The organism is Lentzea albidocapillata subsp. violacea, assembly GCF_900100275.1.
Taxonomy (GTDB): Bacteria; Actinomycetota; Actinomycetes; order Mycobacteriales; family Pseudonocardiaceae; genus Lentzea; species Lentzea violacea.
In genome coordinates this window covers 277,248-292,144 of sequence record NZ_FNET01000006.1, presented here as the reverse complement: position 1 = coordinate 292,144, position 14,897 = coordinate 277,248, and the positions used below count along the sequence as shown (strand labels likewise).

The window sequence follows — 14,897 nt, the reverse complement described above, 5'->3', positions numbered from 1 at the left end:
CGACAGAAAATCAGGCCGGACCGCGACGGGCCCACGTCCACGCGTATGCCGGGTCCTCGGAGGCCTCCGCCGCCTCGCCCAACTCCAGCGGGCGGAAGGTGTCCACCATGACCGCGGTCTCGTCGAAGTAGTCGACGCCCAGGGACGCCTCCACCGCACCGGGCTGCGGGCCGTGCGTGCAGCCGGACGGGTGCAGCGACAGCGAGCCGATGCCGATGCCCGACCCCTTGCGCGCCTCGTAGTTGCCGCCGACGTAGAACATCAGCTCGTCCGAGTCGACGTTCGCGTGGTTGTACGGCACCGGCACGGACAGCGGGTGGTAGTCGACCTTGCGCGGCACGAACGAACACACGACGAAGTTCGGGCCCTCGAACGTCTGGTGCACGGGCGGTGGCTGGTGCACGCGGCCGGTGATCGGCTCGAAGTCGCGGATGTTGAACGCCCACGGGTACAGGTGCCCGTCCCAGCCGACGACGTCGAACGGGTGGTTCGCATAGGTGAAACGCGTGAGCCCCGCACGGTGCCGCACGAGCACGTCGACATCGGTGCCCTCGACGAGCAACGGCTCCTCCGGCCCCCGGATGTCCCGCTCGCAGTACGGCGAGTGCTCCAGGAACTGGCCGGCCTTGGACAGGTAGCGCTTGGGCGGCCCGACGTGCCCGGTCGCCTCCAGCACGAGCAACGACATCGGCGAGGACGGCACGACCCGGTAGGTGCACGAGGTCGGGATCACGACGTAGTCGCCGTCGCCGACCGTCAACGCCCCGTAGATCGTCTCGATGACGCCCGAACCGGCCTGCACGTACAGCAGCTCGTCACCGAAAGCGTTGCGGTACAACGGAGACGGCGCGTTGGCCACCACGAAACCGATGGTCACGTCCGGGTTCGAGAACAGCTTGCGCCGCCCGGTCACCGCGTCGACCTCGTCAGAAGCCCAGGTCAGCGCACCAGTCTTGAAGTGCCGCGGCTTCAGCGGCAGGTTCGGGGAAGCGGTCCCGCGCTCGTCCTTCACCGTCTCCGCGTTGACGATCGCGGTGGGCAGGTACCGGTGGTAGAGCAGGGCCGAATCCGCCGAGAACCCCTCGACTCCCATGAGTTCTTCCGCGTAGAGGCCACCGTCCGGTTTGCGGAACTGGGTGTGGCGCTTTCGGGGGATCTCTCCCACCTGGCGGTAGTAAGCCATGAGTGCTCTCCGGGTCCTTCCAAGACGTTCGATTATCGGACATCTTTGTTCAGTTGGCGGTACACGGCTAGCGTGTCAGCCGTGTCAAGCGCTGTCGAACTCCGTGCGCCCGGTCCGCGCGGTACTCCGCCCCTGCTCGCGAGGCTTGTGGATGATGCCGCGCTGTTCCCTCCGGGGAACGCGTCGATGCCCGACGCGGTGCGCGGTCACCTCGACGGACGAGTCGGCGACTTCTCCGGCGTCATGGGCCTCTTCCTCTGTCCTGCCTCCCGTCTCGCCGAGCTGATCACCGAACTGATCAAGGTCAAGCCGGCCAAACCGATAGCACTGAGCCTCGTGATCGACACCGGCCTCGGCGGCGTGCCGAAGGCCGTGTCGATCGTCGAGAGCAGAAGCGAGCTCCTGGCTCTGCGCATGGTCGAGATGCCCGCACCGTCCGATGTGGACGAGGTGTGGCTCGAGCGCGTGTCGGAGTTCGTCCCCGAGGACGTCATCCGCGTCGTCGAACCCCGCCGCGGCGGTGCCGAGTGGCTCGACGGCGTCCGCCGGGTCATCGAGCACGGCAGCTGGCCCAAGCTGCGCTGCGGAGGGCTCTCCCAGGAGAACTTCCCGAGCGTCGAGGAGGTCGGTGACTTCCTCACCGTCGTCAGCGGCGGCGGCGTCGCGTTCAAGGCGACGGCGGGCCTGCACAGGGCCGTCCGCCACACCGACGAGCAGGGCTTCACCCACCACGGCTTCCTGAACCTCCTCGTGGCCACCGCGCGGTCCCTCAGTGGCCGTGACGTCCGCGAGGCGCTCGCGAGCACCGACGCCGAGGCTCTCACCGCCGAGGCCAAGGCGCTCAGCGACCAGGCCGCGCACGCCGTGCGAGGCGTGTTCGCGAGCTACGGCTCGTGCTCGCTCTCCGAACCCGTCACCGACCTCGAGGGGCTGGGCCTGCTGTGAGCTGGATCAGTGACCCGAACTTCACCGAGGACCGGCCGTTCGGACCGCAGACCCTCCCCTACGGCGTCGTCGACGGGGGCGTGGCCGTCCGCGTCGGCGACCGCGCGTTGCTCCTGCGGAGCCTCGCGCTGGGCAAGTGCAGCGAGTACGTCCAGGAGGACTCGCTGGACCCGCTGCTGAAGGCCGGGCGTCCGATCTGGAGCGTGCTGCGCGCCAAGCTCAAGGAGATCGTCCAGTCGAGTTCCGCCCCCAAGGGCGCGGAGCTCGTCGGGATCGAGACCGCGAAGCTGCCGTTCACGGTCGGCGACTATGTGGACTTCTACTCGAGCAGGCACCACGCGGAGAACGTCGGAAAGATGTTCCGCCCCGACGGCGACGCGCTCACGCCGAACTGGACGCACCTCCCGATCGGCTACCACGGCCGCGCGGGCACGGTGTACGTCTCCGGCACGGAGATCGTCCGCCCGAACGGCCAGAAGCGCGGCAGCGAGGGCCCGAAGTTCGGGCCGTCGGAACGCCTCGACATCGAGGCCGAGGTCGGCTTCGTCTGCGGCGGCCCGAAGGCGGCCAACGTGTCCACCAGCAGGGCCGCCGAGCACGTCTTCGGCGTCACGCTGGTCAACGACTGGTCGGCGCGCGACATCCAGGCGTGGGAGTACCAGCCGCTCGGCCCGTTCCTGGCCAAGTCGTTCGCCACGTCGATCGGCGCGTGGATCACGCCGCTGGAGGCGTTCTCAGTTGCACGCGTCCCGACGCCGCCGCTGCCGAACAAGCTGCACGACTACCTGACGTGCGACCAGCCCTGGGGCCTGGACATCACGATCACCGTGGAGCTGAACGACACGATCGTCGCGCGGCCTCCGTTCCGCGAGATGTCGTGGTCATTTGTGCAACAGCTGGCACACATGACGGTGAACGGGGCTACGGTGCGCCCAGGTGATCTGTTCGCCTCCGGCACGGTCTCGGGACCGGAGAAGGACGAGCGTGGCTCGTTCCTCGAACTCAGCTGGGGTGGCAAGGAACCGTTCAAGCTCGACGACGGCTCCACGAGGTCCTTCCTGGAGGACGGCGACACGGTCAGGCTGACCGCCACCGCTCCCGGTGAGGGCGGCTCCGTGGTCGGTCTCGCCGAGGTGGTGGGAACAGTTCGGAGTGCGTGATGGTCGGAGCGACGAAGGAGAGCTCGCTGACCCTGGAAAGGGGTCTGGCGCTGCTCCAGGCGGTCGCTGAGGCGGAGTCCGAGGCACCGTCGATCTCGGAGCTCGCCGTGGCCATCGGCGCGTCCAGAGCGGCCGTGTACCGGCTTCTCGTGCCCCTGCAGGCGCGCGGTCTCGTGCGCCGGGAGGGCTCGAAGGTCAGGCTCGGCCTGGGCGTGCTGCGTCTCGCCTCCAACGTCCTCCCCCAGCTGCGCATGGCGGCCAACCCGGCGCTGCGAGAGCTCGCCGAGAAGGTCGGCGCCACCGCACACCTCACGGTCGCGGACGGCACCGAGGCCCAGGCCGTCGCCGTCGTCGAACCGTCGTGGACCGCTTTCCACGTGGCGTACCGGGTGGGTTCCCGCCACCCGGTGCACCGCGGGGCGGCCGGCAAGGCGATCTCGCATCCGGGCGAGCCCTGGGTCGTCTCGGCGGGTGAGCTGCAGCCGAACGCGTACGGCGTCGCGGCACCGGTGCGCGGCGTGCCCGGCCTCAGGGCGTCCGTCGGGGTCGTGGCGCTGGAGAAGCTCGACCCGGACGTCATCGGCCCTCACGTCGTGCGTGCGGCCGAAGAAGTGGCGGCCGCGCTCAAATGACCGAAGAGCGGCTACGGCGCTGGCGGTTGCTCCTGGGTCCGAGCGCGGAAGACGTGTCCGAGCTCGGCGAGGACGACCAACGGCGTGATGGCGCGCTCACGGGTCTGTACGGCGGTGGCGGTGATCGCGGTGCCGGCCTCGGTGCCAGCTCCCCGCAGCTGCACCGCTGGCTCGGCGACGTCCGCAAGTACTTCCCCACCTCCGTCGTGCAGGTGATGCAACGGGACGCGGTCGAGAAGCTGGGCCTCAAGCAGCTGCTGCTCGAACCCGAACTGCTGCAGTCGGTCGAGCCGGACGTGAACCTCGTCAGCACCCTGCTGCAACTCTCGCGCGCCATCCCCGCCCGCACCCGCGACACCGCGAAAGCCGTGGTGCGGAAGGTGGTCGAGGACATCGAGAAGCGCCTGACGGACCGGCTCGTGGAGGCCGTCCGGGGCGCGGTCGACAGGTCCAGGCGCACCCGCCGCCCCCAGCTGCAGGACGTCGACTGGGCGACCACGATCAAGGCGAACCTCAAGAACTACCAGCCACAGCACAAGACCGTCATCGTCGAGGACCTGATCGGGCACCGCAGGCGCAGCCGGACGGCGGCGATGCGGGACGTGATCCTGCTGGTCGACCAGTCGGGCTCGATGGCGGAGTCCCTGGTGCACGCGGCGGTGCTGGGTTCGGCGCTCGCGAGCATCCGGTCGATCTCGACGAAGCTCGTCGTGTTCGACACCGAGGTCGCGGACCTCACCGACCAGCTCAGCGACCCGGTGGACCTGCTGTTCAGCGCCCAGCTCGGCGGCGGCACGGACATCAACCGCGCGGTCGCCTATGCGCAGACCCAGGTCCGCAGGCCCGTCGACACGGTCGTCGTGATCATCAGCGACCTCTACGAGGGCGGTTCGGAGACCGAGCTGCAACGCCGCGTCCGCGAGCTGGTCGCGAGCGGCGTCACGGTCGTGAACCTGTTGGCCCTCAGCGACTCCGGCACACCCGCCTACGACCACGAACTGGCCGCGAAGCTGCACGCGCTGGGCGCGCCCGCGTTCGCCTGCACGCCGGACAAGTTCCCCGAACTGCTGGCGGCCGCGCTGCGCAAGGACGACCTCACGCAGTGGGCCGAGGCCGAAGGCATCGCTACCGGTCGATGACCCGGCCGCGGGTGAGGAACGCGAGCCCGCGCGTCATCGCGACGACACGCCCCCGTTCGTCCGGACCGGCGATCCACATCCGCCTGGTGTGCCGCACGAGAACCCGCGCCCGTTCGGGGAGTTCGGGCAGCCGCAGGTGCTTCTCCGAGTCCTCGACCCGCAGGTACGCCTGCCGCCCGATGCGCCGGCCCGCCACGAAGCTCACCGACACCGGACGCCACGGGAACCGCTCGATCAGCTCGAGGGTGCCGCGGCGAGTCAGGAAGTGCCGCAACCCCGGCGCGGCGAGTTCCAGCACCACGGGGACGGACAGCACGATGAGCCAGAGCCAGCCGATGAAGAACACGACGCCGAGCACCGCGAGCGCGAAGAGGATGTGCCCGACCGCCCGCCGGTCCGCCCGCGCAAGGCAGGTGTCGCTCCAGTTCTCGATGATCATCTCTGCGCACGCGCCGGGATCAACCGCGGTACTCCTCGGAACGTGACGAAGGTGTTTCCGGCCGGATCCGGTGGCACGAACCACACACGCCGGTGACGCGCGATCCGTCCGCGCAGGAGAGGACCGACGCTCAAGGTCAGCAACAGAGGCGGTGACGACAACACGACCAGACGCCCTCCTTCCCACTGCACATGGGCGAAATGCCACGGTTCGCCTTCCGGTAAACGCACCGGACGCTTCCGTGTCACCCACCAGAGCACGGCCGCGGCGAAGAAGAGCAGCACCAGCGCCACCGGTGAGGACCACGACCACATCAGTACCAGTACGAACTGGAGCGCGAAGGCCGCGCCCGCGAGCACCGTCCACACCAGGGCACGGCGGCTCGCCCGGTCCACGCAGTGCCGGGTCCACCGATCGTCGAGCGCCGTCACCTCGGTGGACGGCTTGTTGGGCACGACCACCCGTCCAAGGTACAGGTGGTGCTTCCCTTGATGAGCGAAGCTAAGTTAGGCTTGCCTTACTTTCGAGGAGGTGCAGCGGTGACCGACACCCAGCTCAAGCGCCCGCCGGCGCCGCACGCCGCAGAGCGCGCTCGCACGATCGCCGCTCGCCACGGTTCCGCCGCACTGCTTCCTCAGTCCGGATCCCGCACCAGCCCGTTGTTCCACCACGTGCACCCGTGCGGAACCACGATCCTGCTGCTGGCCGACGAACACCCGCTGGTCGCGCAGCTGTGGCAGACCCCACGGGCCGAGGTGACGGCGATGCTGGAGATCGCCGACCAGGCTCCCGTGCAGCTGCGCGAGCCCGTGCGCGGCCTGCTGTGGCTGACCGGCTGGGTCGCCGCGCTCGACGGCGAGGAGGCGCGCCAGGAGATCCTCGCCGTCGCCGACGTGCGCCCGGACCACCGGCTGCTCGACGCGGGCCACGGCGCCTCGGTGCTCAGGCTCACACCCGCGTCGATGGTGATCGCGGACGCCGAGGGCACCTCGTCGATCAGGCCGGAGCAGTTCGCGAGCGCGAGGCCGGACCCGTTCTGCCGCAACGAGGACAACTGGCTGCGGCACCTGGAGGCCGCGCACCGTGACGTCGTCGGCCAGCTCGCCCGCCACCTGCCGGAGGAACTGCGGAGCGGCAACGTGCGGCCGCTCGGGCTGGACCGCTTCGGGTTGCGGCTGCGGGTCGAGGCGGAGTGCGACGACCACGACGTGCGGATCGCGTTCTCCAGGCCGGTCAGCACGGCCCAGGAACTCGCCGCGGAGCTTCGCCGGTTGATGGGCTGCCCCTTCTTGTCCCAGAGGTGATTCAACACTGCCGGTAGCGTCTGGCTGGTGACCTTGATCCCCGCCGAAGAGAAGCGCGGTTACCAGCTCGAACTGCTGATCGTCTTCAGCATGACGCTCGGGCTGTCCGGCCTGCGCAGCCTCGTGCGGCTGATCGACAGCCTGCTGCAGCCGACGCCGCTCAACCAGCAGTCCGTCGCGATCAACGTCCCGCAGGCGCGCGCCGACCTGCTGGACCTCGTGGCACAGCTGCTGGGCGTGCTGCAGCTCGCCGCGTGGGGTGGCATCGGGCTGTACCTGTTGTGGCGCACGGGGATCAAGCTGCGCGTCATCGGGCTCGACGGCACCCGCAAGCGCGCGGACTCGCTGGGCGCGCTGGGACTGGCCGCGATCATCGGCATTCCCGGGCTGGCGTTCTACTTCGCCGCCTGGGCGCTCGGGCTGAACCTCGCCGTGCAGCCGTCCACTCTGGACAACCAGTGGTGGATGAGCCTGGCGCTGATCCTCGCCGCCGCCGGCAACGCGTGGGCGGAGGAGGTGCTCGTCGTCGGGTACCTGATCACGCGCCTGGAACAGCTGGGCTGGCGGCAGTACACGGCGTTGTTCGCCGCGGCCGTGCTGCGCGGCTCGTACCACCTCTACCAGGGCTTCGGCGGGTTCGTCGGCAACCTGGTCATGGGTCTGGTCTTCGGTCTCTACTGGCAGCGGACGAAGCGGTTGTGGCCGTTGGTGATCGCCCACACGATCCTCGACGTGGTGGCGTTCGTGGGCTACACAATGTTGCGTGGCAAAGTGAGCTGGTTGCCCTAATGATTCGACGCAGGAAACTAAATTCACACCCCATTCGTTGCGTTTTCGGGCTCACAAGCGGCGATTTGTGCTGTTCAGGGTTACGCTCGATCGGTGACCGCGCACACGATCGCTGAGACCGAAGCACTTCCGGACGCCGCACCCCGGGTGGACAGCGAGGTGGGTCCGTTGCGGACGGTGCTGCTGCACCGGCCGGGCAACGAGCTCAAGAGGCTCACCCCGCGCAACAACGACCAGCTGCTGTTCGACGGCGTGCCGTGGGTCGGCAGGGCCCAGGAGGAGCATGACGCGTTCGCCGCGACGCTGACCTCCAAGGGGGTCGAGGTCCTGCTGCTGGGCGACGTGCTGGTGCAGGCGCTGGAGGACAACCGCGCGCGCATCGCGGGCATCCACAGCGCCGTCAACGAACGCCGCCTGGGCATCGACCTGGCCGACGCGCTGCGCAGCCACCTCACGTCGCTCGACGCACCGCAGCTCGCGCACGTGCTGATGACCGGCATGACGTTCGAGGAACTGCCGGCCGCCGAGGGCGCGTCGCTGGTGCGCAAGATGCACCTGCCGATCGACTTCGCCGTCGACCCGCTGCCGAACCTGCTCTTCACCCGCGACTCGTCGGTGTGGGTCGGCGACCGCGTGGCCATCACGTCGCTCGCGCTGCCCGCCCGTGACCGTGAGACGACGCTGACCGACCTGATCTACGCCTACCACCCGCGGTTCCGCCGCACGGGCCGTGCGTACGGCGCGCACTCGGCACCGCTGGAGGGCGGCGACGTGCTACTGCTCGCCCCCGGCGTGATCGCCATCGGCGTCGGCGAGCGGACCACCCCGGCGGGCGCGGAGTCGTTCGCCCGCTCCGCTCTCGCGGACGGCCTCGCGCACACGGTGCTGGCGGTGCCGATCGCGCAGGAACGGGCCACGATGCACCTCGACACCGTCTGCACGATGGTCGACCGCGACGCCGTGGTGATGTACCCGGCGATCAGCGACGCGCTCACCGCCTACCCGCTGCGGTCCGACGGCGACGGCGGCGTGCGGGTGGACGGCCCGGTGCCGTTCCTGGAGGCGGCGGCCGAGGCGATGGGCATCGAACGGCTGCGGGTGATCGACACCGGCCTCGACGTCGTCACCGCCGAGCGCGAGCAGTGGGACGACGGCAACAACACCCTCGCCGTGGCTCCCGGTCTCGTCGTGGCGTACGAGCGCAACGTCGAGACGAACGCGCGCCTGGAGGACGCGGGCGTGGAGGTGCTGCGGATCGCCGGTTCGGAACTGGGCTCCGGCCGCGGCGGGCCCCGCTGCATGTCGTGCCCGATCGACCGCGCACCATTGGTGTAAATCTTAGGAATGCCTAACCTTTGTTTGGATTACCTTTCCAAACAAAGGTTAGCTTTTCCTGGAATGCGGGTGACCCCATTTTGGGTTAACGTACTCCTCATGGCCTCGAACGTGAAGAAGATCCTGTCCGGAAAGTCGAACTTCCGCGAGCTGCTGCGGACCCAGGTCGGCAACGAGTTCTCCGCTTCGCAGCAGTACATCGCGCTCGCCGTGTGGTTCGACAACGAGGACCTGCCGCGCCTCGCGTCGCACTTCTACAAGCAGGCTCTCGAAGAGCGCAACCACGCCATGATGATCGTGCAGTTCCTGATGGACAACGACATCCCGGTCGCGGTTCCCGGCGTCGAGACGCCGATCAACGAGTTCAAGTCCCCGCGTGAGCTCGTCGCCCTGGCCCTGAGCCAGGAGCAGCAGGTCACCGCCCAGATCATCGCGCTCGCGAAGGCCGCCCGCGAGGAGAGCGACTACATCGGCGAGCAGTTCATGCAGTGGTTCCTGAAGGAGCAGGTCGAGGAGGTCTCCTCGATGAAGACGCTGCTCACGATCATGGACCGCGCGGACGGCAACATGTTCTACGTGGAGACGTTCCTGACCCGCGAAAGCGTCGGCGACGAGGGTTCCGACTCGGGCGCTCCCACCGCCGCCGGCGGCACGATCTGAGTTTTTCTTCGCACGCTTGAGTGCCTGATCACAAAAGGACCGCCTGACCCGTTTCGGGGACAGGCGGTCCTTTCAGTTGTTGAGCCGGGCGGCCTGACGGGTGAGATATTCCCGTTCGGCGAGGTTCGCCGCTTTTCCGGCGGCCTCGGCGTAGAGTTTCGCGGCCGTTCGCCGGTCGCCGGCGCGTTCGTGGAGATAAGCCGCCACGGCCGAGTAGCGGGGCAGCGTTTCGTCCAGTTCCGCCAACGCTTTCAGCCCGGCGCGTGGTCCGTCCGCCTCGCCCACGGCCACCGCCCGGTTCAGCCGGACGACGGGACTGTCGGTGAGCGCGAGCAGTTCGTCGTACCACTCGACGATCTGCACCCAGTCGGTCTCCTCGGCCACCGGCGCGTCCGCGTGCAGTGCCGCGATGGCCGCCTGCGCCTGGAACTCCCCCAGCCGGTCCTGCGCGAGCGCCGCCTGCAGGATCGCGACACCCTCGGCGATCAGCGCCGTGTCCCACCTGCCGCGGTCCTGCTCGGCGAGCGGCACCAGCCTGCCGCCCGCCGTGGTCCGCGAGGCACGGCGGGCGTGGTGCAGGAGCATGAGCGCGAGCAGGCCCGCGACCTCCGGGTGGTCGATCGCGGCCGCGAGCTGCCGGGTGAGCCGGATGGCCTCGGCGGCCAGGTCGACGTCACCGGAGTAGCCCTCGTTGAAGACCAGGTAGAGCACGCGCAGCACGGTGGCGACGTCGCCGGGCCGGTCGAACCGCACGTCGCCGACCGTCTTCTTGGCCCGGCTGATGCGCTGGGCCATCGTGGCCTCCGGCACCAGGTAGGCCTGCGCGATCTGACGGGTGGTCAGCCCGCCGACGGCCCTGAGGGTGAGCGCGACGGCCGACGACGGCGTGAGCGATGGATGCGCGCACAGGAAGTACAGCTGCAACGTGTCGTCGGTGTCCGGCGCGAGCCCCTGCTCGGGTTCGGCGTCGACGAGATCCTCACGCCGGCGCCGCGCCGTCTCCGCCCGCGTGGCGTCGAGGAACCTGCGCCAGGCCACCGTGACCAGCCAGCCCTTCGGATCGCGCGGCGGGTCCTCCGGCCACACGCGGACAGCCTCGACCAGCGCGTCCTGCACGGCGTCCTCGGCCGCCGCGAAATCGGCTCCGCGGCGGACGAGGATGCCGAGCACGGCCGGCGTGAGGCTCCTGAGCAGCGCCTCGTCCAACGTCACTCCGTGATCGTCGGCGCGGTGCCGTAGAACGGACGGAGCTCGAGCCACTCGTGGATCGGCTTGCCGTCCTTGCCCGGCGCCGCCGACAGCTTCCCCGCCAGTTCGAGCGCGCGCTCGTAGCTGTCGACGTCGATCACCATCCACCCGGCGATGAGGTCCTTCGTCTCCGCGAACGGACCGTCGGTGACCGGCGGCCGTCCCTCACCGTCGTAGCGGACCCACGTCCCCTCCGGCGCGAGCGCCTGGCCGTCGACGTACTCACCGCCGGCCCTGAGCTCGTCCGCGAAGTCGCTCATGTACTGGATGTGTGCGGAGATCTCCTCCGGCGTCCACTGGTCCATCGGCACGTCGTTCGCCGGGGCAGGGGCGCCGCGGTAGTGCTTGAGCAGCAGGTACTTGGCCATCTCGGATCGTCTCCCTCGGTTCGCTCGCGACCATCCTGGCCGCTTTCACGGGGGAGACGAAGCCGAAACGCGGATCTCGACATCGCCGCCGAACTTCCAGCGGAGTAATCAGACGGAGGTGCAGTCGTTGGCGTTCAGTCGCATGAACACGGCCGTCACCACAGTGCCGTCGGTCTCGAACACGTACGTCCACGGAGGCGTCGCCGACATCGGCGCAAGCACACTGGAACCGCTTTGCACGGCGTTCTGGTAGGCGGCTTTCACGTCGGCCACCCGCGAACCCACGCCGACGTTCTTGGGTGTCTTGGCGTAGTTCGGCACGGTGATCCGCACGAGTCCCTTGACCGGCGAGACGATCACGGCGTCGGTGTCGGGCACCGACTTCGTCGCGTAGGCCTTGCACCTGTTGTCCGGATCGGCAGGGCTGGCGGGTTCGACCAGTGATCCCGTCGCCAGCGCGTCGGCCTCGGACATCCCCAGCGCGAGCGTTCCGTACCTGCCCGGCTGCGACTCCGGTGTCGGCGGTGAGGACGACGATTTCGGGCTCGACCTGCTCGTGCCGCCGGCGTCGGGTTTGCCGGTGTTGCCGCCGGTGGAGTTCGGTGGTTGTCCCGTCGTCACGGCCTCGGTCCGGCTGCTCGTGCTGACCGGTGGTGGCGACGCGGACGTCGTGGGGGCCGAGGTGGACGTCGTCAGGAGGGCGCCGGCCGTGCCGTCCGGTGACGACGCACCGAGCCGGCTCACGCCGATCCCGGCACCGACCAGTGTCACGAGGGCGAAGGTCCCGGCCACGGCGTTTCGCCGCCGTCGGCGCCGGTTCGCACCGCGGAGCACGGCTTCGGTGGAGACCGCCACGGAGTGCACGTCCAGCCGATCGTCGCTGAAGAGCCTGCGCAGATCATCGTCCAGATCGCCCACCGGTCAGTCCTTTCCCAGGCGGGTCCGAAGACTCGCCATCGCCTTGCTGCTCTGACTCTTCACCGTGCCGCACGAGATTCCGAGCGCGTCTGCGATCTCGGCCTCGGAGAGGTTCTCGTAGTAGCGCAGCACGACCACCGCTCGCTGCCGTGGCGGCAACGAGCGCAGTGCCTGCCAGAGCGGCTCGTTTTCGAGCCTGCTCAGCTCGGGAGCCACGGCTCCGCTGTCCGGGATGTCGGCCACGAGGTTTTCCCGCCGACGCCGGCGCCAGATGCTGATGTGCGTGTTGGCCATCGCCCGGCGGACGTACGCGAGCGGGTCGTCGCCCTTGCTCTGTACGGCGGCCCAGCGTGACCCGACCTTCTCCAGCACGGACTGCACCAGGTCGGCCGCGTCGTGCGGGTTTCCGGTGAGCGCGTGCCCATAACGCAGAAGTCCGGGCATCGACACGCGCACGAACTCCGCGAAGTCCCCCACGGCTTCCGCTCTTCCTCCGCCGCTTTCGGCGGCTGACTCCAGCTGCAGCACCGCCGTCACGGCACGCCCCCTCCCGAAGCAGCAGACTGGCTTCGAGGAGTCCACGCCCGGGCGCGCCAAACGGTTGCCCCACTAAATCACAGAACGGCAACGGCTTCCGGGAGAACGAACGAACCGTCCCGTTCGCAGGGGAACTCGTGCACCTCGGCCACCGCCGCGACCGGGATCCGGCCGTACACGTGCGGGAACCACAGCGGCGAGTCCGCCACGGCCTCCCACCGCACCGGCACGTCGAGCAGCTTCGGGTCGATGACGAGCAACAACAGCCCGCTCTGCCCGTGGAAGAACCTGCCGGCCGTCACGTGCACGACTCCCCGATCGGAGCAGTGCACGAAGTCCTCGCCGGCGGGCGCGATCGAGCCGGCCGACCGGGCGGCTGCCCAGTCGGCCGTCGAGATGATGTGCAGCAGCACTTATCCACAGCTCCTTGTGGACAACCCTGTGGACAGGGTCATCGAAGCGTGATCTGACGACCGCGCAGGCCGTCGCGGGCGCGGCGTTCGGCGTCGGACAGCGGCTCGTCGGAGGCGAGCGCCTCCAGCAGGCGCTTGCCCAGTGCCTCGGCGGGCTCGGCCCACTCGCGGGCGTGCATCTCGCGGTCGAGGTCCCAGACCGGCACGAGCAGGCCGTGCGCGCGGAACGAACCGGCGTAGCGCGAGCCCTCGCCGAGGTCGAGCTCACCGCGGGCGGCCAGCCTGGCCATCGCGGGCAGCAGCTTCTCCTCGGGCTCCGGACGGACCCAGCGCAGGTGCGCCTTGTCGCCCGCGTCGACCCAGTAGGCGGCCTTCACGCCGGGGGCGTCGAGGCGCTCGGTCGGCAGGATCGCGGCGTTCGCGCGCTCCAGGGACAGCGCCACCTCGCCGGTCGGCTCGGTGCCCTCGGGCATCCACCACACGAAGTCGGTGTGCAGCACGGGGGTGATGTCTGCGTCGGTGTCGAGCAGGTCCTGCAGCCGGGCGGGGTTCTCGCCGGCGTCCGGGCCCACGACCGGCAGTACGTCACCGGTCTTGGCCTGCTGCGCCCACTGCAGCGCCCGCGCCAGGTCGCGGCTGATGTCGCCGGACCGCGTCTGCACCTGCAGACCCACGAACGGCACGTCGTCGCCGCGGATCAGACCGGCGGCGGCCATCGGCAGCACGGTGGCGAGCGTGACCTCACGCCCGTCCTTGACCGGCAGCTTGACGATCGCGGACGGCACGAACTCGCGCAGGGCGATCAGCTCGCACTCGGCGGCCAGGCCCTCGAACGGCCGGGACACGATCACGTCCGTCGCGCCGCCGGGCGCGCCGTGGCAGGCCTTGTAGCGCTTGCCGGAGCCGCACGGGCAGGGCTGCTTCGGGTTGATGCCGTCCTTCGGTGCGTCCTTGACCGCGGTCCGCTTGGCCACCTTGGCCCTCCTCGTGCTCAGGCGTGTCTAGGTGGCCAAATTAGCCGTCAGCAGGCGGCGGGTGTTCGCCGGGGCATTGGTCGCGAGGTAGCGGACTCCCAGGTCACGGCACAGCGCGACGTCCTCGGCTCCGTCCACCGTCCACACGTAGGTCTCGTGGCCCGCGCGCCGCGCCCGATCGACGTAACCGGGATCGTTGCGCAGCAGGTGCACGCCCGGCCCGGTGTAGTCGGCGAACGACGGCAGCGCACCGCTGCGGTACCGGCCCAGGCGGTCCAGGAGCAGCACCGTGCGGATGTCCGGCGCCTGGTCGCGGAACGCCTTCACCGCCGTCGGCGAGAACGACATCATGACGATCTGGCTGGTGAGGCCATGCCTCTTCAGCGCCTCGGCGAGCTTGCGTTCGATCTCGTTGCGGTACCGGACCGGGTGCTTGGTCTCGACGAAGAGCTGCACGTTCGTGCCGTGGACCAGCTCCAGCAGCTCGTCGAGCACCAGCAGCCCGGCCGGCTGGCCGTGGCGGTGCCAGCTGCCGTAGTCGAACGTCTTCAGCTCCTCGAGCGTGAGCGCGCTGACCGTGCCACGCCCGTTCGACGTGCGGGCGAGCGTGCGGTCGTGCACACACACGAGTTCGCCGTCCTTCGACAGCCGGATGTCGCACTCAAGGCCGTCGGCACCCTCTTTGAGCGCGAGCTCGTAGGCGCCGATGGTGTGCTCGGGACGGTCTGTGGACGCGCCGCGGTGCGCGACGATCGCAGGCTGCTGCACACCCGAACGATAGTTCCTTGGCAACAATTTGAGTCATCAATCAAATCGGCGTGGACGAAACGCGGATCGCGACCTACCGTCCCGC

The 14,897-nt window shown here is 69.4% G+C and carries 18 protein-coding genes; 8 read left to right on the top strand and 10 right to left on the bottom strand.

Going from position 1 to position 14,897, the window contains the following annotated elements; translation table 11 throughout:
• Positions 1 to 10: 10 nt before the first annotated feature.
• Positions 11 to 1,183, bottom strand: a complete 1,173-nt coding sequence (locus tag BLR21_RS16630) for a homogentisate 1,2-dioxygenase (protein ID WP_090006715.1) — start codon at positions 1,181 to 1,183, stop codon at positions 11 to 13.
• Positions 1,184 to 1,264: 81 nt separating this feature from the next.
• On the opposite strand from BLR21_RS16630, the gene BLR21_RS16625 reads away from it, so the two are divergent.
• The 4 genes from BLR21_RS16625 to BLR21_RS16610 are packed head-to-tail and all read left to right on the top strand — an operon-like array spanning position 1,265 to position 5,059.
• Positions 1,265 to 2,128, top strand: a complete 864-nt coding sequence (locus BLR21_RS16625) for a hypothetical protein (protein WP_051771048.1) — start codon at positions 1,265 to 1,267, stop codon at positions 2,126 to 2,128.
• Entirely contained in the window at positions 2,125 to 3,288 is a 1,164-nt protein-coding gene (locus BLR21_RS16620; protein ID WP_090006714.1) for a fumarylacetoacetate hydrolase family protein, read from the top strand. The genes BLR21_RS16625 and BLR21_RS16620 overlap by 4 nt, the downstream gene beginning before the upstream one ends.
• Complete coding sequence (locus BLR21_RS16615; RefSeq protein WP_090006713.1) at positions 3,288 to 3,920, top strand: IclR family transcriptional regulator; 633 nt, start codon at positions 3,288 to 3,290, stop codon at positions 3,918 to 3,920. The genes BLR21_RS16620 and BLR21_RS16615 overlap by 1 nt, the downstream gene beginning before the upstream one ends.
• Entirely contained in the window at positions 3,917 to 5,059 is a 1,143-nt protein-coding gene (locus tag BLR21_RS16610; RefSeq protein ID WP_036016296.1) for a VWA domain-containing protein, read from the top strand. The genes BLR21_RS16615 and BLR21_RS16610 overlap by 4 nt, the downstream gene beginning before the upstream one ends.
• Here the strand turns inward: BLR21_RS16610 and BLR21_RS16605 are convergent.
• Positions 5,046 to 5,498, bottom strand: a complete 453-nt coding sequence (locus BLR21_RS16605; protein ID WP_090006712.1) for a hypothetical protein — start codon at positions 5,496 to 5,498, stop codon at positions 5,046 to 5,048. The genes BLR21_RS16610 and BLR21_RS16605 overlap by 14 nt on opposite strands.
• A complete protein-coding gene (locus BLR21_RS16600; protein WP_256334723.1) occupies positions 5,495 to 5,959 on the bottom strand; it encodes a hypothetical protein in 465 nt (154 codons plus the stop codon). The genes BLR21_RS16605 and BLR21_RS16600 overlap by 4 nt, the downstream gene beginning before the upstream one ends.
• A 78-nt stretch (positions 5,960 to 6,037) precedes the next feature.
• On the opposite strand from BLR21_RS16600, the gene BLR21_RS16595 reads away from it, so the two are divergent.
• From BLR21_RS16595 to BLR21_RS16580, 4 genes are all read left to right on the top strand, one after another.
• Positions 6,038 to 6,802 carry a DUF2470 domain-containing protein gene (locus BLR21_RS16595; protein WP_420843887.1) on the top strand — a complete coding sequence of 255 codons (765 nt, stop codon included), beginning with the start codon at positions 6,038 to 6,040 and terminating at the stop codon, positions 6,800 to 6,802.
• 90 nt (positions 6,803 to 6,892) lie between these two features.
• Positions 6,893 to 7,591 (top strand): CPBP family intramembrane glutamic endopeptidase, encoded by a 699-nt coding sequence (locus tag BLR21_RS16590; protein ID WP_090006841.1) that lies wholly within the window; start codon positions 6,893 to 6,895, stop codon positions 7,589 to 7,591.
• A gap of 147 nt (positions 7,592 to 7,738) precedes the next feature.
• Entirely contained in the window at positions 7,739 to 8,926 is a 1,188-nt protein-coding gene (locus tag BLR21_RS16585; protein ID WP_030480320.1) for an arginine deiminase, read from the top strand.
• 99 nt (positions 8,927 to 9,025) lie between these two features.
• Complete coding sequence (locus tag BLR21_RS16580; RefSeq protein ID WP_090006710.1) at positions 9,026 to 9,586, top strand: ferritin; 561 nt, start codon at positions 9,026 to 9,028, stop codon at positions 9,584 to 9,586.
• Positions 9,587 to 9,658: 72 nt separating this feature from the next.
• Here BLR21_RS16580 and BLR21_RS16575 read toward each other — a convergent pair whose 3' ends face one another.
• From BLR21_RS16575 to BLR21_RS16545, 7 genes are all read right to left on the bottom strand, one after another.
• Positions 9,659 to 10,792: an RNA polymerase sigma factor gene (locus tag BLR21_RS16575; protein WP_090006839.1), complete on the bottom strand. Its 1,134-nt coding sequence runs from the start codon at positions 10,790 to 10,792 to the stop codon at positions 9,659 to 9,661.
• 2 nt (positions 10,793 to 10,794) lie between these two features.
• On the bottom strand, positions 10,795 to 11,202 hold the full coding sequence (locus tag BLR21_RS16570; RefSeq protein WP_090006709.1) for a YciI family protein: 408 nt from the start codon (positions 11,200 to 11,202) through the stop codon (positions 10,795 to 10,797).
• Between the two features lie 108 nt (positions 11,203 to 11,310).
• Complete coding sequence (locus tag BLR21_RS16565) at positions 11,311 to 12,120, bottom strand: hypothetical protein (protein WP_090006708.1); 810 nt, start codon at positions 12,118 to 12,120, stop codon at positions 11,311 to 11,313.
• 3 nt (positions 12,121 to 12,123) lie between these two features.
• On the bottom strand, positions 12,124 to 12,564 hold the full coding sequence (locus tag BLR21_RS16560) for a SigE family RNA polymerase sigma factor (protein WP_420843893.1): 441 nt from the start codon (positions 12,562 to 12,564) through the stop codon (positions 12,124 to 12,126).
• Between the two features lie 170 nt (positions 12,565 to 12,734).
• Positions 12,735 to 13,070 (bottom strand): DUF952 domain-containing protein, encoded by a 336-nt coding sequence (locus tag BLR21_RS16555; protein WP_030480313.1) that lies wholly within the window; start codon positions 13,068 to 13,070, stop codon positions 12,735 to 12,737.
• A 38-nt stretch (positions 13,071 to 13,108) separates the two neighbouring features.
• Positions 13,109 to 14,044: a DUF5926 family protein gene (locus BLR21_RS16550; protein WP_090006706.1), complete on the bottom strand. Its 936-nt coding sequence runs from the start codon at positions 14,042 to 14,044 to the stop codon at positions 13,109 to 13,111.
• Positions 14,045 to 14,071: 27 nt separating this feature from the next.
• A complete protein-coding gene (locus BLR21_RS16545; RefSeq protein WP_090006705.1) occupies positions 14,072 to 14,812 on the bottom strand; it encodes a glycerophosphodiester phosphodiesterase in 741 nt (246 codons plus the stop codon).
• Between the last annotated feature and the right edge of the window lie 85 nt (positions 14,813 to 14,897).